The following is a 22962-nucleotide window of genomic DNA, read 5'->3' as shown; positions in this document are numbered from 1 at the left end:
CTCGTGCCAGTCGAGGCCGAGTCGTGGCATGTCCAACGAGACCGTGGCCTCCTGGGTGTGGTGAGGGTCGAGGTTCACGACCACCAGAACCGTGTTCGATCCGCTCCGTTTCGAGTACGCGATCACCGCCTCTTTGTCCGCCTGGTGGAAGTGCAGGTCGCGCAGTTGCCTCAGGGCCGGACTCCGGCGCCTGACCGCGTTGAGTTCGGCAATCAGAGGGGCGATGCTACGACCCTCGCGCTCCGCCGACTCCCAGTCCCGCGGACGTAGTTGGTACTTCTCCGAGTCCAGGTATTCTTCGCTCCCGTCCCGCACCGGGACGTTCTCGCACAGCTCGAATCCGCTGTAGACACCCCAGGCCGGCGACAGTGTCGCGGCGAGCACGGCCCGCAGTTCGAAGGCGGGCCGGCCGCCCTGCTGGAGGAACTCGTGCAGGATGTCGGGGGTGTTGGCGAAGAAGTTGGGCCGCATATAGGCGGCCGCCTCGCCCGACAACTCGGTGAGGTAGTCGGTCAGTTCTTCCTTGGTGTTGCGCCAGGTGAAATACGTGTACGACTGCTGGAAACCGATCGCGCCGAGCGTGTGCATCATCGCTGGGCGGGTGAACGCCTCGGCCAGGAAGATGACATCGGGGTCGGTGCGGTTGATGTCCTCGATCACCTGCTCCCAGAAGATGACCGGTTTTGTATGGGGGTTGTCCACACGGAAGATCCGCACCCCGTGACTCATCCAGAACCGCAGAACCCTGAGCGTCTCCTGGATCAGGCCCGGCATGTCCTTGTCGAAGGCGATCGGATAGATGTCCTGGTACTTCTTCGGCGGGTTCTCCGCGTACGCGATGGTGCCGTCGGGGCGGTGGTGGAACCACTCCGGGTGTTTCTCCACCCAGGGGTGGTCCGGCGAGCACTGGAGTGCGAAGTCCAGGGCGATCTCCATGCCCAGGCTCTCGGCCCGGCGTACGAAGGCGTCGAAGTCGTCGATCGTGCCCAGGTCGGGGTGGACGGCGTCGTGCCCGCCCTCCGGTGAGCCGATCGCCCAGGGGACCCCGACGTCGTGCGGGGCCGCGTCGAGCGTGTTGTTGGGGCCCTTGCGGAAGGTCGTGCCGATGGGGTGGATCGGTGGCAGGTACACCACGTCGAAGCCCATCTCCGCGATCGCCGGCAACCGTCGCGCCGCGGTCCGGAACGTGCCGGTGACCGGCGGCCTGCCGTCCTCGACCACCGCGCCCTCCGAGCGCGGGAAGAACTCGTACCAGGAGCCGTACAACGCCCGTTCCCGCTCCACCAGCAGGGTCAGCCGCTCGGCCGACGAGACCAGTTCGCGCAGGGGGTGGCGCGCGAGGACGTGGTCCACGTCCGGCGTGAGCGCGGCGGCGAGGCGGGCCGCGGCGGGGCGGTCGGTGTCGCGCAGGGCCTCCGCGGCCGCGAGGATCGCGTCACGGCGGCCCTTGCTCTTCGGTACGCCGGTCGCGGCACGCTCGTACAGCAGCGCGCCCTCCTCCAGGACCAGCTCGGTGTCCATGCCCGCCGGGATCTTGATCTGCGCGTGGTGGCGCCAGGTGGTGATCGGGTCGCCCCAGGCCTCTACGGTGTAGGTCCAGCGGCCCGGCGTCGGTACGGAGACGGTGGCGCCCCAGCGGTCGGTGCCAGGGGCCAGTTCGCGCATCGGGGTCCAGGGGCCCGAGCGGCCGTCCGGATCGCGCAGGACGACGTTCGCGGCGACCGCGTCGTGACCCTCGCGGAAGACCGTCGCGGAGATCTCGAAGGGCTCGCCCACCACGGCCTTCGCGGGGCGGCGCCCACCCTGCACGAGGGGGCGTACGTCCAGGACCGGGATGCGCCCGATCAGAGGGCCGCTTCCCGGGGCGGGGGTGCGGGCGGGCGTGAGGCGGGTGGCGCTCTTGGGGGTGGTTGCCGACGGCCGCGAGGGCTTGGACGACTTGGAGGGTTTCGCCGCGGACTCTGCGGCTCGCGCGGATTCCGCAGGGCGCACCGATTCCGCAGGGCGCACTGATTCTGCAGATTGCACTGATTCCGCCGGTTTCGCCGACTCCTCCTGTTGTGCCGGCTCGGCGGGTTTCGCCGACTGCGGCGGCTTGGGCGTCTTGGCCGGCTTGGCGGTCCTCGCCTTAGGCGGCTGTGGCCGGTCGGCCTTCTCTCCCTGGTCGGGGGGTTCGGTGGTGCTGGGCGTCGGGGGTGGTGACGGCTGGTGGTGCATGGCGGGCATGACCGCTCCTGTCCGCGTCAACGTGGGTGGGCGGATGAGGGTGTGGGGAGTTGGTCCTGCTGGGCGTACCGGTGGAGCCTTCCCACTCTTTTCGGGTGGGCAATCCGGCACTTTGTTAACTACTCGCGCGTATGTCTACACACAAGACCGGCCTCGTCCGATGAGAATCCGCCAAGGATCCGTAAAGGATCGGTTGGGGATTCGCGGGACGAGGCCGGTCGGTGAATGCGCAAATACTTAGGGGTTGGCGACTTGCAGGAGCTTGTTCGGTGAGCCGAGCCCGGTGTTGGACATCTTCCCGGAGGCGGCCCGCCCGACAAGAGCCTTGCTGACATCGGCGGGTGTCGCCCACGCGTGGTCGGCCAGGTAGAGCGCGGCCGCACCTGCCGCGTGGGGCGACGCCATCGACGTACCGGAGAAGGTCGCCCTGCCCGTGTCGCTCGCGTTGGAGGCCGAGGTGACGTCCACGCCGGGGGCGAACAGGTCGAGTCGCGCGCCCCAGTTGGAGAAGTCCGCCCTCGCGTCCTTCTTGTCGCTCGCGCCGACCGTGATCGCCTCCTTGACACGGGCCGGTGAGTAGAGGCTCGCCGGGAGGCCGTCGTTGCCCGCCGCGACCGTGTAGGTGACGCCGGAGGCGATGGAGTTGCGGACCGCGGCGTCCAGTTGCGGATCCGCGAGCCCTCCCAGGCTCATATTGGCGACCGCGGGCTTCTGAGCGTTCTTGGTCACCCAGTCGATGCCCGCGATGACCTGGGAGAGCGTGCCGGCCCCGCTGTCGTCGAGCACACGGACGGCGACGACCTTCGCCTGTTTCGCGACGCCGTACGTCGTGCTCGCGATCGTGCCCGCCACGTGCGTGCCGTGGCCCTGGCCGTCCTGGGCGGTGGCGTCGTTGTCGACGAAGTCCCAGCCGTTGCTTGCCCGGCCGCCGAAGTCCTTGTGGGTGATGCGTACGCCGGTGTCGATGACGTACGCCGTCACGCCCCGGCCCGCGGACTCCGGCCAGGTGTAGCTGCTGTCCAGCGGCAGGTCCTGCTGGTCGATGCGGTCCAGGCCCCACGGCGGGTCCGACTGCCGGTGCTCGACGGCCACGGCGGCGTCCCGCGAGACCGAGGCCACGCGGGAGTCGGCGGCCAGGCGCTTGGCCTGCCTCTCGTCGACCTTCACCGCATAGCCGTTGAGCGCCGTGCTGTACGTGTGGCTTATTTTCGCTCCGTACTTGGTGGCGACGGCCTTGCCCGCCTTCGACGGAGCCTTCGTTCCCCCCTTGAGCGTCACTATGTAGCTGCCGCTGACGGAACCCGCTCCGCCCGCGCCGGATATCTGCCCTTCGGGGGCGGCGTGTGCGGGCAGGGTGATGGCCGAAAGCACCGCGGCCGTCATGGCCGCGGTCAGGCCTCCCGCCCAGTGCAGCCGCCGCTCGCGCGTCACTGCCATGGTGTGAGTTCCCCTCCTCAACCCGGCGTGCTCCGGCCGGTGGTGCGCGCGGGCCCGCTGGGGCTCTGGCAGGCCCGGCAAGTCCCTGTACGGGTCCTGCGGGGCCGTGGCCGGATCGCCACTTGGCAGCCTCTCGTGCGGTGTGAAGCGCCACAAGGTCGCCCGACGGGGCGGAATCGGCCATATCGCCCGTGGCGGACATGTAAAGGTTGCGGCGATTTCCGGCCCTTCCGAGGGGGCGCGGGGCCCTGCCGCCGGAGGCGCCACCGCGCGGGCGTGATCAGTGACAACCGGCCCCCGGTCGCAGTACCGCACATCCCGCTGAGCACTTCGCGCCGTAGTTGCGGAGGCACCCTCGCCGCTACCGTCATGGGTGACAAAGTGCGCACAGCGACGTGCGTCCACCGGGTCGCCCTGATGCGTTGGGGCGCCGTGATCAAGTCGAGCCATCGAATCGCCCAGCCATCGCAACGCCGATACGCCCAGTCACCGCAACGCCGATACGCCGTCCTGGTACGTCCTCCGTGAAGGTGGAAGCTCGTGAAGGCCATCCGCAGATTCACCGTGCGTCCCGTACTCCCCGAAGCCCTTCACCCCCTCAGTGACCTGGCGCGCAACCTGCGCTGGTCCTGGCACGCCGAGACCCGTGACCTCTTCCAGTCCGTGGACCCCGAGCACTGGGCCGCCTCCGAATGCGATCCCGTACGCCTCCTCGGGAGCGTCTCGCCCGCACGGCTGGCCGAACTGGCGGAGGACCGGCGCTTCCTGCGGCGGCTCGCCGCGGCCGCCGACGACCTCAAGGACTACGTGAGCGGGGACCGCTGGTACCAGTCCCAGACCTCCGGACTCCCCGCCGCCATCGCCTACTTCTCACCCGAGTTCGGCATCACGGCCGCGCTGCCGCAGTACTCCGGCGGCCTCGGCATCCTCGCCGGGGACCATCTCAAGGCGGCCAGCGACCTCGGCGTACCCCTGATCGGTGTCGGACTCCTCTACCGGCACGGCTACTTCCGGCAGTCGCTCTCGCGGGACGGCTGGCAGCAGGAGCACTATCCGGTCCTGGACCCGAACGAACTGCCCGTCTCCCTGCTGCGCGAGCCCGACGGCACCCCCTCCCAGGTGTCCCTGGCCCTCCCCGGCGGGAAATCCCTCCACGCCCGTGTCTGGCTGGCCCAGGTCGGCCGGGTTCCGTTGCTGATGCTCGACTCGGACATAGAGGAGAACGACCTCGGCGAGCGGGGCGTGACGGACCGGCTCTACGGCGGCGGCAGCGAGCACCGCCTGCTCCAGGAGATGCTGCTCGGCATCGGCGGGGTGCGTGCCGTGCGTACGTACTGCCGGCTGACCGGGCACGCGCAGCCCGAGGTGTTCCATACGAACGAGGGGCACGCGGGATTTCTTGGCCTGGAACGAATTCACGAACTGTCTTATGAGGACCTGGACTTCGATGCCGCCCTTGAAGCGGTCCGGGCCGGCACGGTCTTCACGACCCACACCCCCGTGCCCGCCGGAATCGACCGCTTCGACCGGGAACTGGTGGCCCGGCACTTCGGCCCGGACGCGGAACTCCCGCGCATCGACGTCGAACGCATTCTGCAACTGGGAATGGAGACCTATCCGGGCGGCGAACCGAACCTCTTCAACATGGCGGTGATGGGCCTGAGGCTGGGCCAACGCGCCAACGGGGTGTCATTGCTGCACGGACAGGTCAGCCGGGAGATGTTCTCCGGGCTCTGGCCGGGCTTCGACCCGGACGAGGTCCCGATCACCTCCGTCACGAACGGAGTGCACGCGCCGACCTGGGTGGCCCCCGAGGTCTTCCGTCTCGGCGCCCGCCAGATCGGGGCGCAGCGCACGGAGGACGCGATGACGGTCGGCGCCTCGGACCGCTGGGACGCCGTGGCCGAGATTCCCGACCTGGACATCTGGGACCTGCGCCGCGTGCTGCGCGAGCAGCTGGTGACGGAGGTACGGGAGCGGATGCGCGCGTCCTGGCGGCAGCGCGGCGCGGGCACGGCCGAACTGGGCTGGATCGACGGCGTGCTGGACCCGGACGTCCTGACGATCGGCTTCGCGCGCCGAGTCCCTTCCTACAAGCGCCTGACGCTGATGCTGAGGGACCGGGACCGGCTGATGGATCTGCTCCTGCACTCCGAGCGGCCGATCCAGATCGTGGTGGCGGGCAAGGCGCACCCGGCGGACGACGGCGGCAAACGCCTGGTCCAGGAACTGGTCCGCTTCGCCGACGACCCGCGCGTACGCCACCGGATCGTATTCCTCCCCGACTACGGCATGGCGATGGCGCAGAAGCTGTACCCGGGCTGCGACATCTGGCTCAACAACCCTCTCCGTCCCCTGGAGGCGTGTGGCACGAGCGGGATGAAGGCAGCGCTGAACGGCTGCCTCAACCTCTCGGTCCTGGACGGCTGGTGGGACGAGTGGTTCCAGCCGGACTTCGGCTGGGCGATCCCCACGGCGGACGGCACGGCGGTGGACGACGACCGCCGGGACGAGCTGGAGGCGTCGGCGCTCTACGAGCTCCTGGAACAGCGGGTGGCCCCGCGCTTCTACGAACGGGGCCAGGCCGGCCTGCCCGACCGCTGGATCGAGATGGTCCGCCAGACCCTGACCCACCTGGGCCCGAAGGTCCTGGCCGGCCGCATGGTCCGCGAGTACGTGGAACGCCTCTACACCCCGGCGGCCCACGCCCACCGCGCCATGTCCCCTTCCGCCGCGAGGGAGTTGGCCGTGTGGAAGTCCCGCGTCCGCGCGGCCTGGCCGCACGTCACGGTCGACCACGTGGAGACCTCGGCCGGGACTCCGACGGCCGAACTCGGCACGACGCTCTCCCTGCGCGTCCGCGTCGGCCTGGGCGACCTGGCCCCGGACGACGTCGAGGTCCAGGCGGTCTCCGGCCGCGTGGACTCGGAGGACGGCATCACGGACGGCACCACCACCCCCCTCAAACCGGCGGGCGGCCCCGACCTGGAGGGCCGCTGGCTCTACGAGGGCCCCCTCTCCCTGGACCGCACCGGCCCCTTCGGCTACACGGTCCGCATCCTGCCCACGCATCGACTGCTGGCGTCGAGTGCGGAGTTGGGGTTGGTGGTGGTTCCTTCGGAGGGGTTGGGGGAGGGAGCGGGGGTTTTGATGCGGTGAGGTGTGCGGCGGGTGGGTCTGCTGGTGCCTGTGCTTCAGGGTGCGATGGTTTGGGTGCGGTAAGTGACCAGAGGGTGGTCGGTTCCGTCTGAGATTGGCGGAATCTGTCTGGTCTGACTGCCTGATCCTGTTGGGTGCCACCGCGATCGCTCAGAGCGGCGGACTTGTTTGTGGCCAGGAGGTTGCTCCTGGCCACGTCCGCTCGCCACGGCTGTTACTCCTTAAACATTGGATAGTGCCATGTGCGGAGAGTGGCGAAATCCATGCGATGCATTCTCTTTAGTCCGCTACGGAGTGTGATTTTTTCTCAGAGGGGCGGACTTCGCGCACATCGGACATGCTGTGTCATTTTCGCAGGTCAGGGTGTCGCGGTCATCGAATTTTATTGTCAAATACGCCTTGACGTAAGGAACTGCTGCCGCGTTAACTCACTCCACCTTTGAAGATTCTGTGACTCTGGGGTGGGGACTGTGGGGTTGGGGCGGGGGAGTCGGTATGGCCATGCGCGGGATCGGTCACGCCGTGTAATCGGCGGAGTGGTGGCAGCGGCAACGCTGTTGTCCCTGCTGCCGATGGTGACGTTCGCGGCGTCGACCGACGCTCATGCTGCGCCACAACGAGCGGAAGTGAACGAGCAGTCGGCCTCGGAGCAGGCGGCCGCGTCCGGCGAACCGGTCGAGGTGACGTCGGCACGGACCGAGTACACAACGACCGTCGCGAACCCTGACGGAACGTTCACCCTCACTCAGTCGACGGAGCCACAGCGAGCCAGGGCTGAAGACGGTTCGTGGCAGGACATCGATGTCACGCTGGAGAGGCGTTCGAACGGCACGGTCGGACCGAAGTCCGCCGTGGTGGATCTGGCGTTCTCGGGCGGCGGCAGCGGCTCGGGCATGCTGCGGCTCGGTCATGACGGGCAGGGGGTGAAGCTGGGTTGGCCCACTTCACTACCCGTGCCGACCCTCGACGGGGCAACGGCTACTTATGCCGACGTACCCATCAGCGGCGTGGATCTCCAACTCACCGCGACGGCTGAGGGCTACCGCGAGGTGCTGGTGGTCAAGACAGCCGACGCCGCGGCCAGTTCGGAGCTGGAGCAGGTGAAGCTCACTGCCATCGGTGAGGGGCTGAGCCTGGTGCCGGGGGCTGGGGGTGGTCTGCGTGCGGTGGATGCGGACGGCAATGCCGTGTTCCGCGGCCCAGCTGGGCAGATGTGGGACTCGGCGGGGGACGAGCCCACTGATGTACAGACGCAGTTGAGGTCGGCTCGGAGCGTGGAGGCGCAAGCGGAGGAAGGCGTTGCCGCCGATCCGGCGCATCCTGGCGAGGGCGATGCCACCGCGGAGCTGCCGGTCTCGGTGGGCGAGGGCACGGTCTCGGTGAAGCCGGACCTGGATCTGCTGCGCGGACAGAAGACGGTGTACCCGGTCTTCATCGATCCTTCCGTCGGCCTGGGTGCCTCCGAGTGGACCAAGCTGTCGTCGGACGGCGACAAGTTCTGGAAGTTCAGCGAGCCCAAGGGTGTGGGCCGTTGTGGTGTCGCGGACGGATTCGCCTGCAGCACGGGCGGCTACACCGACCGGATGTACTTCGAGTTCGGCGCCGGGAAACTGGCCGGTGAGCAGGTGCTGGACGCGACCTTCCGGGCGTACGAGACCTGGTCGTTCAACTGCACGCCCTACTGGGTCGATCTGGAGCGCACCGACAACATCGGCGAGGGCACTCGCTGGCCAGGGCCCAAGCAACTCGACCAGATGGGCGACCGGTACGTGTCCGCGGGCCGCGGCGACCTGTGCAGTCCCGACCAGCCCAATGCCTGGGTCGAGTTCAATGACAACCCTGACGAGTCGGACGAGAACCTGACCTCCACCGTACGGGCCTTCGCCGATGGCAAGATCTCCCGGCTGACGCTGATGCTGCGCGCCAAGGACGAGGGCGAGCCGCGGGCGTGGAAGCGTTTCGACTCCAACGCGGAACTCAAGGTCTGGTACGTGCACAAGCCCGGTGTGCCGACCTCCGTGGGAGCGATTCCCGGGACGGGCAACACGGCTGTGTGCCGTCCGGCTTCGAATCCGCTGACCGTGACGGTGATCACGCCGACTGTCCAAGCGCGGGTGCAGACACTGGTCCAGCCTGGTGCGGGCGAGGAAAAGGGCAGTCTGCAGGCGGAGTTCGTCATGCAGCGCTCCAGCACCGACACCACGTCAGGTACGTGGTCCCAAGTGTGGAGTGATTACAAACCGGACTCCGGTTGGCATCCGGACGGGACCCTTGAGGAGACCACGACGACCAATCGGGCCGACGGAGGCCTGTACCGGTTCCGAGCCCGCACTCAGTCGCACTGGAGTTACAGCGGTAAGTCCGGTGACCTCTTCTCGCCGTATTCCTCCTGGTGTTACCTGAGGATCGACTCCACCGCCCCCAAGGTGCCTACTGTCACCTCCGGTGGCCCGTACACCGAGTGCCTCACCAACGACTGTGCGGCCGGCGGGAATCCCGGGATACCCGGCACGTTCACCTTCAAGCCGAATACGGCCGACGGCGATGTGAAGGCGTATCGCTGGCGCCTGCTCACCAGCGACGCCGATGCCACCAGGCAGACCAACGCCGCCACCACCAACGCTCCCGTCACGGTCAAGGACGTGACGCCGGGTCTGTCGGGTACGCAGACGCTGTCCGTGGAGGCCAGCGACCTGAAGCTGGACAAGGACGGTCGTGTGCGCTGGGGCCCACCGGCGGACTTCGTCTTCAAGGTCGGTCTCGCTCCCGGCCCGACAGGCCGCTGGCGGTTCGACGACTCCATTCCCGGATCTGCCGCGACCGTGGCCAAGGACACCGGTGAGGTCGGTGTGCGACACGATGCCGTACTGCGGGACGGGGCCGGCTGGTCGACGATGGCCCGCCGCGGAGCCGGTGACCGCTCGCTGTGGCTGAACGACACCTCCGACACGACCAAGCAGGCGGGATACGCGGCGACCAACGGAGTGGCGGTCAACACGCAGGACTCCTTCACCGTGTCCGCGTGGGTGTATCCGACGGAGATGTCCGCGAACCGGGTCGTGCTGTCCGCGCCCGGCGAGTACGGGTCGGCGTTCACGCTGTACTACTCGTCGGCGTACAAGAAGTGGGTGTTCAACCGCACCGCCCAGGACAAGGAGAGCGGCGCTGTCTACATCCGTTCGCTGGCGAACGACGCAGATCCACCGCTGAGGACCTGGACCCACCTGATCGGTGTCTTCGACACCAAGAGGGACACCGACAAGAGCAATGACACCATCCAGTTGTTCGTCAACGGGCAGCCGCAGGGTGCCCCGGTCGTGGCGGCGCAGGCGGCATCGACGTACGAACCCTGGGTGGGGCACGAGAACCTGATGATCGGCCGCTCGAAGGTGGGCGGGTCCTACGGGGAGTACTTCCGCGGCCGGGTCGACGAGGTCGCTGTGTGGCAGGACGCGCACCAGCCCGACCAGATCCGCGACGAACACCGCCTGACCAAGGACGGCTTGCCGACCAACGAACTCGTCGCACACTGGGACGCCACGATCTCGTCCGGCACACAGGTGGCCGAGAGCCCGGAGGACCCGGACGACCCGGCCAGTACCTCGTTCGCCTACAAACGCGGCGCTCTCGCCCTGTCGCCCTCCGGTGCCGGGCTCACCGGCGACGACACCACGGCCCTGGTACTCAACGGCACCAGCGGATACGCGTCGGGGGCGAGGCCGGTGGTCGATGAGACCGGATCCTTCACCGTGTCCGCCCGGGTGCGGCTCAACAAGGCGCTCCTGGCTTCGAAACCGGTCGGATACCGAGGTCTGGTCGCCGGCCAGGCGACCCCGGTGGGCAAGGAGTCCTCCTGGGCTCTCTGGGTGGAGAAGGTCGCGGACGGCCTCTACCAGTGGAAGTTCGGGCGCACGGCTGTCGACTCCACGGGAAAGGTGCTCGACACCGCTCTCGCACCGGCACAGGACGCGGTCGGTGACAAGGAGTTCGACACGTGGGTCGACGTGACCGGAGTCTTCGACGTCACGAAGGACTTCACGGATGGTGACGGAACCCAGCGGTTCGGGGTGGCTCAGCTGTATGTCGGTTCCTTCGTCCAACAGGGCGAGGAGGATGCCGGCCTGGCGGTCGCCCAGCAGGGCGCAGGCGAACTCGCCGTCGGACGCGGCTCGGCCAACGGCACGACCGGGCACTACCTTCCGGGCGACCTGGCGAAGGTCCGGGCATGGACCGGCGCGATGACGAAGGAACAGGTTCACAGCCAGATCGCGGAGCCATCCACGTAGCCCGTGCAGCGGCAACCCCGCAGGGCATCTCCCACTTTCTTCTTCCGGCCTTCAACGGCGTGCGGCCGCTCCACCGACAGCGGCCGCCGCGAGGAGACATGTCATGACCCAGTTCGCCTCTGGCCTGCCCAGGACAGGGAAAACCGCCCGAGGCAGACGCCTTTGGCTGCGCCGCGTCGCTTCGGTGGCAGGGCTCGCCATGGTGCCGGGCCTGCTGACGCCGGTCACCTTCGCGGCGGACGTGGAACCGCTGGGGAAGCCGGACCTGAAGGCGCCCAGGTCGGCGAAGGTCACTCCGTTCACAGACGAGGTGAACAAGAAGACTGCCGCCGCCCTGGCGCAGTCCGCCGCGGCGGACAGGACCGCGGCCGACCGGGCCCGAGACGATCAGAGCCGAAGTGTCACCTGGCCCAAGGGCGGCACAGCGACTCTGCAACTGTCCGGGTCCGGGACTGCCGAGGCCGCTCCGGGTGCCTTGCCGGTGACTCTCTCCGCCGCCAAGAGCGCCAAGGGAAAGAAGGCGCCGCAGACCACGGATGCGGTGGAGATCCAGGTCCTGGACCAGAAGGCCACCAAGAAGCTTGGCATCAAGGGTGTGGTGCTGGCCGTCACCGGGCCGAAGGACGGAGCTCAGGCACGCCTGGGTATCGACTACGGCGCCTTTGCCACGGCCTTCGGAGGCGACTGGGCCGGACGACTGCGGGTCCTCAAGTTCCCCGCATGCCTGTTGAACGAGGGCGCCGAAGCCAAGTGCCGTACGTCCGAGACGCTCGAATCGAGCAATGACCGCGGCGCCGAACGCCTCTCGACGACGCTCGCGTTCAGCGCCCCTTCCACCAGCTCCTCCGCTGCTTCATCCGGCTCGCAGGAAGCCGAGACGATGGTCCTGGCCGTGGCCGCGGGCACGCAGTCCGGCAGCGGCGACTACAAGGCCACGCCTCTCGCGGCTTCCTCCACCTGGGAAGCGGGCGGCTCCTCCGGCACCTTCACGTGGTCCTACCCGCTGCGCACACCTCCGGCCGCGGCGGGCCCGGCACCGGGCCTCAACATCTCCTACGACTCCGGCGGCGTGGACGGCCGTACCGCCTCGACCAACAACCAGGGCAGCCAGATCGGCGAGGGCTTCGACCTGACCTCCTCGTACATCGAGCGCAAGTACGGCTCGTGCGACGACGACGGCCAGAGCGACAAGTACGACCTGTGCTGGAAGTACGACAACGCCTCGCTGGTCCTCAATGGCAAGGCGACCGAGTTGGTCAAGGACGACACCACCGGCACCTGGCGGCTGAAGAACGACGACGCATCCACCGTCACCCGCCGCACCGGGGCGGACAACGGCGACGACAACGGCGAGTACTGGACCGTCACGACAGGCAACGGCACCACCTACACCTTCGGGATGAACAAGCTCGACGGCGCGGGGGCCGCCGACCGTACCGACTCGGTGTGGACGGTTCCGGTCTTCGGCGACGACGAGGGCGAGCCCGGGTACGCCGACGGCACAGGCTTCTCCGGCCGGGACAAGAAGCAGGCCTGGCGCTGGAACCTCGACTACGTCGAGGACACCCACAGCAACGCCATGAGCTACTGGTACGCGGCCGAGCACAACAACTACGACAAGCTCGGCGACGACACCACCGGGACCGACTACACCCGAGGCGGCTACCTCAAGGAGATCCGCTACGGTCAGCGCGCGGGCGCCCTGTTCTCCGCCACTCCCGCAGCCTCCAACAAGGTCACCTTCAGCTACGACGAGCGCTGTCTCGCGACCAACTGCGACTCGTTGACCGAGGACACCCGTGACAACTGGCCGGACGTCCCGTTCGACGCGGTCTGCAAGGACGGCGACAAGTGCACCGGCAACACCGGGCCGGCCTTCTTCACCCGTAAGCGCCTGACGGGCGTCACCACCTACGCGTGGAACACGGCCGCCGCTACGCCGGCCCACGCGGCTGTGGACAGTTGGTCGTTCAAGCAGCAGTACCTGGACCCGGGAGACACCGGCGATTCCACCGACCAGTCGCTGTGGCTGGACGAGATCAAGCACACCGGCAAGCGTGGCACGGACCTAGCCCTGGACCCGGTGAAGTTCACACACGTCTTCCTGCCGAACCGTGTCGACGGCCCGTCGGACGACATCCTCTCGCTGGACAAGCCGCGCCTGCGGACGGTGACTTCGGAGACCGGCGCCGCGACGATCGTCTCCTACAAGGAGGCCGACTGCGTCTACGGGCAGACCATGCCCAAGGTCGACGAGAACACGAAGCTCTGCTATCCCGTCTACTGGTCGCCCAACGGCGAGAAGACCCCGAAGCTCGACTGGTTCCAGAAGTACCCGGTCACCGCCGTGTCCACCACGGCCCCACATGGTGGTTCGGAAGCCGTCCTGCACACGTACCAGTACTCGGGCGGCGGTGCCTGGCACTACAACGAAGACCCGATGACCCCGGCCAAGGAACGCACCTGGTCGATCTGGCGGGGCTTCGGCCGAGTCACCCACCTCACCGGTGACAGCGACAGCAGGCAGCTGAAGTCGACCACGGTCTACATGCGCGGAATGAACGGTGACCGCGTTCTCGGCTCGGACGGCAAGACCCCCGACGCCGACGCGCGCAAGACAGCCGAGGTGACCGGCATCAAGGCCGCGAAGATCACCGACTCCGACCGGTACGCGGGCTTCACCCGCGAATCGGTCACCTACAACGGCGACACCGAGGTCTCCGGCACCGTCAACGACCCCTGGTCCAAGAAGACGGCCACCCAGCACAAGTCGTACGCCGACACCGAGGCGTACTACGTCCGCACGGAGGCCACCCACGCCCGCACCAACATCACCAGCGGCATCACCCCTCATGACAGGGTGCGCACCACCACGACCACGTACGACGACTACGGCATGGCCGCGACCGTCCAGGACGGCGGCGACGACGCCGTCACGGGCGACGAGACCTGCACCCGTACCTGGTACGCCCGTAACGACGACAAGGGCATCAACGCCCTGACCTCCCGCACGCGTACGGTCGCACGGACCTGTGCGACCACGGACGCGAGCCTGGACCTGCCGGCCGACTCCTCGCGCCCGGGAGACGTCATATCCGATACCGCCGTGGTCTTCGACGACACCGGTGCCACAGCCTGGTCCGCGTCACAGAAGCCGACCAAGGGCGAGGCCGTATGGTCCGGCCGTGCCAAGTCCTACGGCGGCGACGACGCTCCGTCCTGGCAGAAGGTCGCGACGACCACGTACGACACACTCGGCCGCCCGTTGGTCGTGAAGGACACCAACGGACTGACCGCCGCCAGTACGGCCTACACGCCGGTCGCGGCGGGACCGCTGACCGCGACCACCGTCACCAACGCCAAGTCGTACGGGACCACCACCGACGTGGACTTCGCGACCGGCGCTGCGCTCAAGGTCAAGGACCCCAACGACAAGATCACGGTGTCCGAGTACGACAGTCTTGGCCGCGTCACCAAAGTGTGGCTACCCAATCGCCTCCAGTCGCTGAACCAGTCGCCCAACTACGTCTACGAATACAAGGTGACCAGCTCAGCCATGTCGTGGGTGTCGACGGGGGCCCTCAAGGGAACCGGCTCCGGCTACAACACCACGTACGAGTTCTACGACTCCCTGTTGCGCAGCCGTCAGGTCCAGACCCCGAGCCCCGCAGGCGGCCGCCTGATCTCCCTAACCCTCTACGACGACCGTGGCCTGGCCATCAGCACCCAGGGTGACATCTGGGACGACAGGTCCGGTCCGTCCACTACGCCGGTGCAGACCGAGGGTGCCCAGGCACCGGTCCAGAACGACACTACGTACGACGGCGTGGGCCGGGCGATCAAGACGGTGACGAAGAACCACGGCGTCACCCGATGGACCATCGACACGAGTTACACGGGTGACACGGTCGCCACCTCCGCTCCTACGGGCGGCCAGGCCACGACGGTCGTCACCAACGCCCTCGGGCAGACGATCGAACGGCGCGAATACGGCGGCCCCAGGCCGACCGGGACGGACTTCACCAAGACCGCCCACACCTACACGCCTGCCGGACAGCAGAAGACCATCACTGGCCCGGACCAGGCCAAGTGGTCCTATGGCTATGACCTGTTCGGCCGCCAGATCGACACCAGCGACCCTGACAAGGGAACGAGCGTCACCGAGTACGACAGCCTCGACCGCGTCACGAACACGACTGCGAACGGCGACACGACCAAGAAGCTGCTGTACGAGTACGACGAGCTGAGCCGCAGGACGGGCATGTGGCAGGGCGGCAAGACGGACGGCAACAAGCTCGCGGCCTGGACCTTCGACAGCCTGGCCAAGGGACAGCAGGACACCGCTGTGCGCTACGACGGCGGGGCGAACGGCAAGGCCTACACCCAGAAGGTCAACTCGTACAGCAACCTCTATCAGGTCACGGACAGTCAGCTGACTCTGCCGGAGAACGACTCTCTGGTCGCTGCGGGCGTGCCCAAGACGTTCAACTTCCTCACTGGTTATCGACCCGACGGCACGGTCAGTCAGGCGTCGCAGCCGGCCGGGGGTGGTCTGGCTTCGGAGATGGTGGGGTTCGAGTACAACGCGACCGGACAGCAGATCGCCGCGGGGGGCACGACCGGCTATCTGCACGGCGCGGTGTACTCGCCGCAGGGTGACCTGAGACAGCTCGCCCTGGGCATGGACGGCGGCGACTCGGCGAAGAAGGCGTACCTCAACTACGAATACCAGGCCGGCACCCGCCGCCTCACCCGCTCCTTCGTCACCGACGACGTCCACGGCTACATGCCGCAAGACCTGCAGTTCACCCAGGACGACGCGGGCAACGTCACCTCGATCTTCGACGGCGCGACCCAGGGAGGCACGACCAAGGCCGACCACCAGTGCTTCTCCTACGACGGATACAGCCGCCTGACGGAGTCCTGGACCCCCAAGACGGCCGACTGCGCCACGTCGGGGCGTGCCGCGGCCAACATCGATGGCGCCGCTCCGTACTGGATGTCGTACACCTACAACGACGCGGGCCAGCGCAAGACGGAGACCGAGCACGGCGTCGGCATCCGTCAGGGCCAGAACACGGAGCGCAGGTACTCCTACCCCGCGTCGGGGGAGGCCCAGCCACACGCCTTGGACGAGGTCTCCACGACCGGCGACGGCTCGCGCAGCGAGAACTTCGACTACGACAAGAGCGGTAACACCACCAAGCGCACCACCACGACCTCCCACCAGTACTTCCGCGCCGGCTGGAAGCTCACGTCGGGGGAGGAGGTCCGCGCCCAACGCGCCCGCCTGGTCATGCGGGAAGACGGCGACCTGGCCCTCTACGACCGTAAGACCGGCGAGGTCGCCTGGCACACCAACACCGGTGGTCACGCGGGTGCTTGGGCCACCATGCAGGAAGACGGCAATCTCGTCGTCTACGACAAGGACAACAAGCCCCTGTGGGACTCGAAGACCTGGGGCTCGGGGTACTTCGCCACGCTCCAGGACACCGGGGTCTTCATCGTCTACAACAAGAACTGGGAACCGCAGTGGAGCGCGGGGACCTGGATGGGCTCCGAGCCCGTCACGTCCGGCTCCCAGCAGCACACCTGGAACAGCGAGGGCAAGCTCGCCACGACGACCAACCCGAAGGGCGAGCAGACCAGTTACCTGTACGACGCGAGTGGCGAACTCCTGATCCGCCGCGCCACGGGTGACGGCGACACGATCCTCTACCTCGGCGGCACCGAGGTCCGCCTGACGACGAAGGGCACAACGAAAACCCTCTCCGGCAGCCGCTACTACTCGGCCGCCGGCCAGACGATCGCGGTCCGCACGGCGACGTCGGGGGTCTCGGGCACAAAGCTCAGCTTCCTGGCCGCCGACCACCACGGCACGTCGAGCATCGCGATGGACGCGACGACGTACGCGGTGACGAAGCGGTACACGATGCCGTTCGGAGCGCCGCGGGGCGAGAAGGCTGCGAACTGGCCGGACGACAAGGCGTTTCTGGGCAAACCGGCTGATGAGGGTACGGGCCTGACGCATGTCGGTGCGCGTGAATACGACCCGGGAATCGGCCAGTTCATCAGCGTCGACCCGATCCTCTCCCTCACACAGCACCAGTCCCTGAACGGCTACAGCTACGCCGGCAACACGCCGGTCACCAGCTCGGACCCGACGGGCCTGCAGTACCCCGCCGATCAGGGCGGCAGCGGCGGCCACAACGGCTCTGGGTGTTACTTCGTGATGCCCGACCCGTGTGGAGGCGTCACCACGCAACCAGGTGGGGGTGGCGGAAGCGGCGGTGGCGGCACGTGTTACTACGTGCTCACCAATCCGTGTGGGGTCGGCAGCGGCGGTACTTCCTACACCAGCAGTTCCGGGAACACCCGTGGTGGTGGCGGTGGTGGCGGTGTACGCCAGGGACCCGGTGACTCCGAGTCGGGGTGCGGTTCTTGGGGATTCCTCTCCGGGGCCTGTTCGAGCGTCGGCGAAACTTTTTACGGCGTGGTAGGAAACGTTCCTCGTATGGCGGAGTACGCGGGGTGGCTCGTCGATGGCGACTGCCGGGGAGACGGTGGGCCCGGGGCTCCCGGCTGTGACTATGGAGCGAATTTCGATGCCTGGGTGGCCAGTCATGGTTACGACACCTCTAGCGACGCTTATCAGGTGCCGAGCGCCCTCGCCGCCATCTTTGCCCACAGGCCTGTATACGGGGCGAGGAATAAGCCCTTCGGGGGATCTATCGTCGGCTCGACAGGAAAGAAAACTCACTGGGCAGGAGTGGAGGTGCGAAACGCTGAGGGGGCCTTGGTCAACGCGTACAGTCTGCGAAGCGGAAGTCAAACGCCTGAAGAGCGTGCGCTAAAATATCCCAACAATGCGCAAGCCAGTCATACGGAGGCTCGCGTGGGGCGTATGTCGGGGGCGACTCCAACGGTTCGCATTCCTGGGGATGGCTATGCGAACCTGGCTCCCGTGAACCGTGGTGAAACTGTGACGATTACTGGCACCAAGCCGCCCTGTACCCAGTGTCAGGGATCCATGAGGCGGGCGGCCGCTGAAACAGGGGCAGCTTTCGTGTACGTTTGGGGCGACAAGCGTTGGAGTAGTGCGGGGTGAACAACGTGGTGGGTCGTTCTGAGTGGCTCGTCAGAGTCGTGGTAGTTGAAGAAAATGTTCCTGATTCCTGCTTCACGGTTGGGCTTGCAGAAGATGAATATGGCGAGGGGAGATATCTTACTTTCCAATGTGGCCTAGAAGTGCCCGGTGATCAGGAACGGGAGCTGGGGCTGGATAGCTATTGCATCCTGAACGAGGTTGGGGGGGTCAGCTACGGGGGCGTCGAAGTGGTCTCTTTGATGGCAGATAGACTGTCTTTTCGCTTCAGGCCTGAAGCAGTTGAGGAGCTTGAAATTCCATCTGGAGAGATGACTCTTGAAGTCGCGCCCGGGTGTGATATTGAAAACCTTCGTATCGGTCTTCGGAGGGTACTGAATTACGGAAACCCAGAGAAGTTTCCGGTCGCCTTGCAGATCTGATGCTCCAGTTGGGGGCCAGCGGACTACGGCAGGGCTGCAAATCTCCAGATGAAGGGGCAGGTGCGGCGACTGCGGGCTTTGATCGTTGATGCGCTCGTGCTGGTCAGCAGCCGGGTATGGGTGCTGCTGGCACGAGGTGGTCTTCTCGGCGATGATCGCTTGTGGGGACGAACGCGACATGCCGGCCGGGTTGCTGCGATGCCCTACACGGATCGGCGCGAGTGCTTTTTGGGCGGCGATGACTGCAGAGGTCGGCTTTCTTCCGCTCAGGGGAGTTACGTTTGCTGGTCCGAAACATCCAGAGATCCACCTTGCTGCCCTGCTCCGTAGCGGCGCCGCCAGGCCGACTCGCCGAATGTCACGTCATGCCGCCGCAGTTGGAAGCCGCGATCGTCTCTGCCATGCGGGTCACGCGCGAAGATGCGGACTGGGCAGCAGCTCAAGCCACTGCCACCGGCCAGACCAGAGCCGGGCGGATGCTCTGACGGAACGAAAAGGTGTGATTGAGGTCGGCCGCGGGGTTGCTTGAGACATGCGTTGTAGGCGATCTCTCGGCGCACCCGCCGTGGTGGCTGGATTTCTGCGGCTGAGCTTGAAGGTGCGACGGGCATCAGGCCACCATTGACGGTGGTGCGATTGTCCGCGCTCGGTCGTACAGGTCGAGCGCCGTCGCGTTCTTCAGATGAGGGCGCAGGAGACCGAACATCGTCTTGACGCGCTCGTCGGCGCGGCCGGACTGCACCTTGGGGTAGTCGTCGAGGGCCTGGTGCCAGGTGGCGCAGGCCGCTTCCCGGTGGCCGAGTTCCAACTGCCGTTCGGCCAGCAGGCCGCGGCGGTGTACTCGTGTGCGCTGGTACACGCTGGGGCGGAGCCGGTCGGCCTGTTGCGTGGCTTCGACGGCTCCGGTCTTGTCACCGAGTTCGTAACGTACCTGGCTGACGTGGTAGTTGAGCGAGGAGGGGTCGTACGAACCGAACGCTCTGCCGCGTGACTCGGCGCGGTCCATGGCCCCCTCGGCCTCCCAGATGTGGCGCAACGCGCCCGTACGGTCGCCGGTCTGTGCGGCGGCAGCGGCGTCGGCCAGCTCCATGGCCTTCGCCCCGTGGTGGAGGTCGACCGCCTGGACGCTCATCCCTCGCAGGGTGGTGCAGTACGTCAGGTGGTCCTCGGCTGCGCCCGCCAGCTCCAGGCCTTGACGTAGTAGCGCTTCGCGAGACCGTGAAGCCCTTCGGCCACGGCCATGTGGCCGGTCAGGTAGAGCAGGTCCGAGGCGGCAGACAGCATCGCCTTGCGTACGTCCTCGGGGGCGTAGGCGCGTAGGTAGGCGGCCACGGTGTTGACCATGAACGAGGCCGCCATGGGGCGTGCGTGGCGACCACCGAACTCGTCATCCAGTTCCGAGACACGCTCGGTCATGGCGATGACCATGTCTACTTCGTTCATGCCGATGCGTGTCGTGCGACCGGACTGGACGGCCTCGGCTCGGCAAGCGAGTTCGGAGTCCAACGACGGGCTCGGCCGACTGGACCGCAAGTCCTGGTGAACCGCTGCAAATCTGGACCACGAGCCCAGAGAATGAGATAGGAATACGTTTGGTTTGGCAGGGGTTCTGCCTTCCCGACGCAGGTGCGCCTGGTAACCCGGCACTGCAACGGGCCGCCTGCGGTCGACGTACCCACTCTCGGTGGGCGCTCTTCCGCGGGCGAATCTGGTGATCCGCGGTGAGTCTGCTTCGGCGAAATCGGTCGCACCCCGCTACCTCAGGAAGTCGCCCTTCGGGTCCTCGCACATCCGCCGCAACACCACCCCGCACCGTCGTGCGTAAGCATGCTGCAACCCCCGAGTCGCCGCCCCGCCCGCCTTCGCGTACCACTTCGCCGGGCGGCTGAAGGCCGTTATCGTCAGCCAGACCGTGCCGTCGCCCGTGCGGTCGACGACGAAGGCTTCCTCGCCGGATTCGGGGTGGCCGGGGAGAGTGCCGTAGGCCCAGCCGGCTCGGCGGGGTTCGTCGATCGTCCAGACGATGCGGCAGGGGGCCTGGAGCAGGCCCAGGCCGACCGTCACGTCGACGCCGGGGGCCGCCTGCGGGGCGTCCGTCGTGATCTTGACGCCCACCGCTCTGTGGAGGTCCCAGGTCAGGACCGCCTGGGACGCGGATTTGAAGACCTCCTGGCCCTCGCCGATGCGGCTGCGGACGTGCAGGGGATGGAAGCCGGGTGGGCACCGGCCGTCGCGGGTCGCACCCACGTCCTCGTACGTGTAGGGCATGGGAACCAAGAGTAGGGCGGTACCCGGGAATGCCTTCGTTCCGGGTACCGCCCACGCTCAACTGTCCTGCGGTCAGGCCAGGTTCGACTGTCCTGCGGTCAGGCCACGTTCACCGCGGACCAGGCCGCCGCCACCGCCTTGTACTCAGCGCTGGCCGTGCCGCCGTACAGCGCCGACGCCGCGCTCAGCGTCGCCGTACGGGCGCCCGCGTACTTCGTCGTGGACGTCATGTACTCGGTGAGCGCCTTGTACCAGATCTTGACCGCCTTGTCGCGGCCGATGCCGGTGAGCGTCGAGCCGTTGGAGGTCGGGGAGTTGTAGCTGACGCCGTTGATCGTCTTGGCGCCGCTGCCCTCCGAGAGGAGGTAGAAGAAGTGGTTCGCCGGGCCCGAGGAGTAGTGGACGTCGATGCCGCCCAGGCTGGAGGACCAGCTGTCCTTGGACGAGCCGTCCTTGCTCGGCTGGTCCATGTAGCGCAGCGGGGTGCCGTTGCCCCTGATGTCGATCTTCTCGCCGATGAGGTAGTCGCCGACGTCGGACGCGTTGGCCGCGTAGAACTCCACCGCCGTGCCGAAGATGTCGGAGGTGGCCTCGTTCAGACCGCCCGACTCACCGCTGTAGACCAGGCCCGCCGTGTTGGACGTGACGCCGTGCGTCATCTCGTGGCCCGCCACGTCGAGCGACGTCAGCGGCTTGGTGTTGCCCGAGCCGTCGCCGTACGTCATGCAGAAGCAGCTGTCGCTCCAGAAGGCGTTGACGTACGCGTTCCCGTAGTGGACGCGGGAGTAGGCGGCGACGCCGTTGTTCTTGATGCCGTTGCGGCCGAGGACGTTCTTGTAGAAGTCCCAGGTGACCTGGGCGCCGTAGTGCGCGTCCACGGCGGCGGTCTGGGTGTTCGAGGCCGCGCCCGTGCCCCAGGTGTCGTCCGCGTCGGTGAAGAGCGTGCCGGTGCCGGACGTACCCCGGTTGAGGTTATACGTCTTGTGGGCGCCGCGGCCGGTGTCGTTCAGCTGGTACGTCGAGCCCGAGAGCGAGGTGCCGATGGTGACCTTGCCGGCGTACTGGCTGTTGCCGGTGCCGGTCTGGATCGCCTCCCACTCGTACAGTTTCTTGCCCGTCTGCGCGTCGGTGATGACGTGCAGCTGCTGCGGGGTGCCGTCGTGCTGGAAGCCGCCGACGACCGTCTCGTAGGCCAGGGCCGGCTTGCCGTCGGCCGCCCAGACGACCTTGCGGGGGGCCTTGTCGGCCGCCGACTTCGTGCTGCCTTCGGCCTTCGCGGCCTTCAACGCCTGCTTCTCGGCGGTGGACTTGGCGATGTCCGGGGTGACGTCGGAGACCTTGATGGCCGCCTTCGTCGCCTTCGTCACGCCCTCGGTCTTGCCGGCCTTGGTCTCGTGGATCACCAAGTCGCCGCCGAGGACCGGGAGTCCGTCGTACGTGCGCTCGTACCGGGTGTGCGTCGTGCCGTCGGCGTCCTTGACGACGTCTCTGACGACCAGCTTCTCCTTGACGCCGAGACCTATCTCGTCGGCCGTCTCCGCCGTGGCGGCGTCGGCCTTCTGGATGAGGCTCGTACGGGCTGCCGCGGTCAGCTGGACCGGCGCCGCGGCGAGGGTCGTCCCGCCGGACTGCTCGGCCGGGGACTGGGCGGAGGCACCGGTGGTCAGACCGGTGGTGAGAAGTGCTCCGGCCGCGACTGCGGTGGCGATGGCCAGAGTGGTGCGCTTGTGACGCGCGTAGAGGGGGGTCACACAAGCTCCTTCGTGGGGGGTGTCCGACTGGCATGGGGGACCGGTCGGGCGGTTGTGAAGTTGCGGTGCGGGTGTGCCGTGATCGGTGATGCGGGGTGAACGTTGCCAGTTGAGTCCTGTACATGTCAGTGGGGCGAATAAAGGTTGGCCGGAAATCGTCCGCTGCCCGAAGATCCGCGTACGGATTGCGGACTTGATCGCCCGCAAAGGCCTGGCAAAGGGCGAGGAAGGGTGTCGTAAGGCGGCGGCAACGGCACGGCAAAGAAGGCGCCGCCCCGGGGAGTCGGATCCCCGGGGCGGCGCCCTCT

Annotated in this window: 8 protein-coding genes and 1 pseudogene; 4 read left to right on the top strand and 5 right to left on the bottom strand. The window is 67.3% G+C overall.

Annotated features, from left to right (window positions below; all coding sequences use genetic code 11):
- The coding region (locus ACZ5VQ_RS34935; RefSeq protein WP_469108444.1) for an alpha-1,4-glucan--maltose-1-phosphate maltosyltransferase at positions 1–1992 on the bottom strand (1992 nt) is incomplete at its 3' end.
- A 471-nt stretch (positions 1993–2463) separates the two neighbouring features.
- On the bottom strand, positions 2464–3663 hold the full coding sequence (locus ACZ5VQ_RS34930) for a S8 family peptidase (protein ID WP_469108443.1): 1200 nt from the start codon (positions 3661–3663) through the stop codon (positions 2464–2466).
- A 540-nt stretch (positions 3664–4203) separates the two neighbouring features.
- Between ACZ5VQ_RS34930 and ACZ5VQ_RS34925 the strand changes: the two genes are divergently transcribed.
- The 4 genes from ACZ5VQ_RS34925 (at position 4204) to ACZ5VQ_RS34910 (ending at position 18635) form a co-directional block, all read left to right on the top strand.
- Positions 4204–6822 carry a glycosyltransferase family 1 protein gene (locus ACZ5VQ_RS34925; protein ID WP_469108442.1) on the top strand — a complete coding sequence of 873 codons (2619 nt, stop codon included), beginning with the start codon at positions 4204–4206 and terminating at the stop codon, positions 6820–6822.
- 572 nt (positions 6823–7394) lie between these two features.
- A complete protein-coding gene (locus tag ACZ5VQ_RS34920) occupies positions 7395–11108 on the top strand; it encodes a LamG-like jellyroll fold domain-containing protein (protein ID WP_469108456.1) in 3714 nt (1237 codons plus the stop codon).
- A gap of 103 nt (positions 11109–11211) precedes the next feature.
- Positions 11212–18216, top strand: a complete 7005-nt coding sequence (locus tag ACZ5VQ_RS34915) for an RHS repeat-associated core domain-containing protein (protein WP_469108441.1) — start codon at positions 11212–11214, stop codon at positions 18214–18216.
- A complete protein-coding gene (locus ACZ5VQ_RS34910; RefSeq protein WP_469108440.1) occupies positions 18213–18635 on the top strand; it encodes an Imm10 family immunity protein in 423 nt (140 codons plus the stop codon). The genes ACZ5VQ_RS34915 and ACZ5VQ_RS34910 overlap by 4 nt, the downstream gene beginning before the upstream one ends.
- 610 nt (positions 18636–19245) lie before the next feature.
- Here ACZ5VQ_RS34910 and ACZ5VQ_RS34905 read toward each other — a convergent pair.
- The 3 genes and pseudogenes from ACZ5VQ_RS34905 to ACZ5VQ_RS34895 form a co-directional block, all read right to left on the bottom strand.
- Positions 19246–20168 (bottom strand): annotated as a pseudogene (locus tag ACZ5VQ_RS34905) (transcriptional regulator).
- A 222-nt stretch (positions 20169–20390) separates the two neighbouring features.
- Positions 20391–20903 (bottom strand): DUF1990 family protein, encoded by a 513-nt coding sequence (locus ACZ5VQ_RS34900; protein ID WP_469108439.1) that lies wholly within the window; start codon positions 20901–20903, stop codon positions 20391–20393.
- Positions 20904–21001: 98 nt separating this feature from the next.
- Entirely contained in the window at positions 21002–22654 is a 1653-nt protein-coding gene (locus tag ACZ5VQ_RS34895; protein WP_469108438.1) for a M4 family metallopeptidase, read from the bottom strand.
- Positions 22655–22962 lie beyond the last annotated feature (308 nt).

The sequence above is a fragment of the Streptomyces sp. NPDC033178 genome (assembly GCF_055577685.1).
This window is presented reverse-complemented; position numbering and strand designations above follow the sequence as displayed.

Coding starts and splice junctions, on each gene's coding strand:
- ACZ5VQ_RS34930 (WP_469108443.1), bottom strand. CDS start 3,663: ATGGCAGTGACGCGCGAGCGGCGGCTGCACTGGGCGGGAGGCCTGACC.
- ACZ5VQ_RS34920 (WP_469108456.1), top strand. CDS start 7,395: ATGGTGACGTTCGCGGCGTCGACCGACGCTCATGCTGCGCCACAACGA.
- ACZ5VQ_RS34915 (WP_469108441.1), top strand. CDS start 11,212: ATGACCCAGTTCGCCTCTGGCCTGCCCAGGACAGGGAAAACCGCCCGA.
- ACZ5VQ_RS34900 (WP_469108439.1), bottom strand. CDS start 20,903: ATGCCCTACACGTACGAGGACGTGGGTGCGACCCGCGACGGCCGGTGC.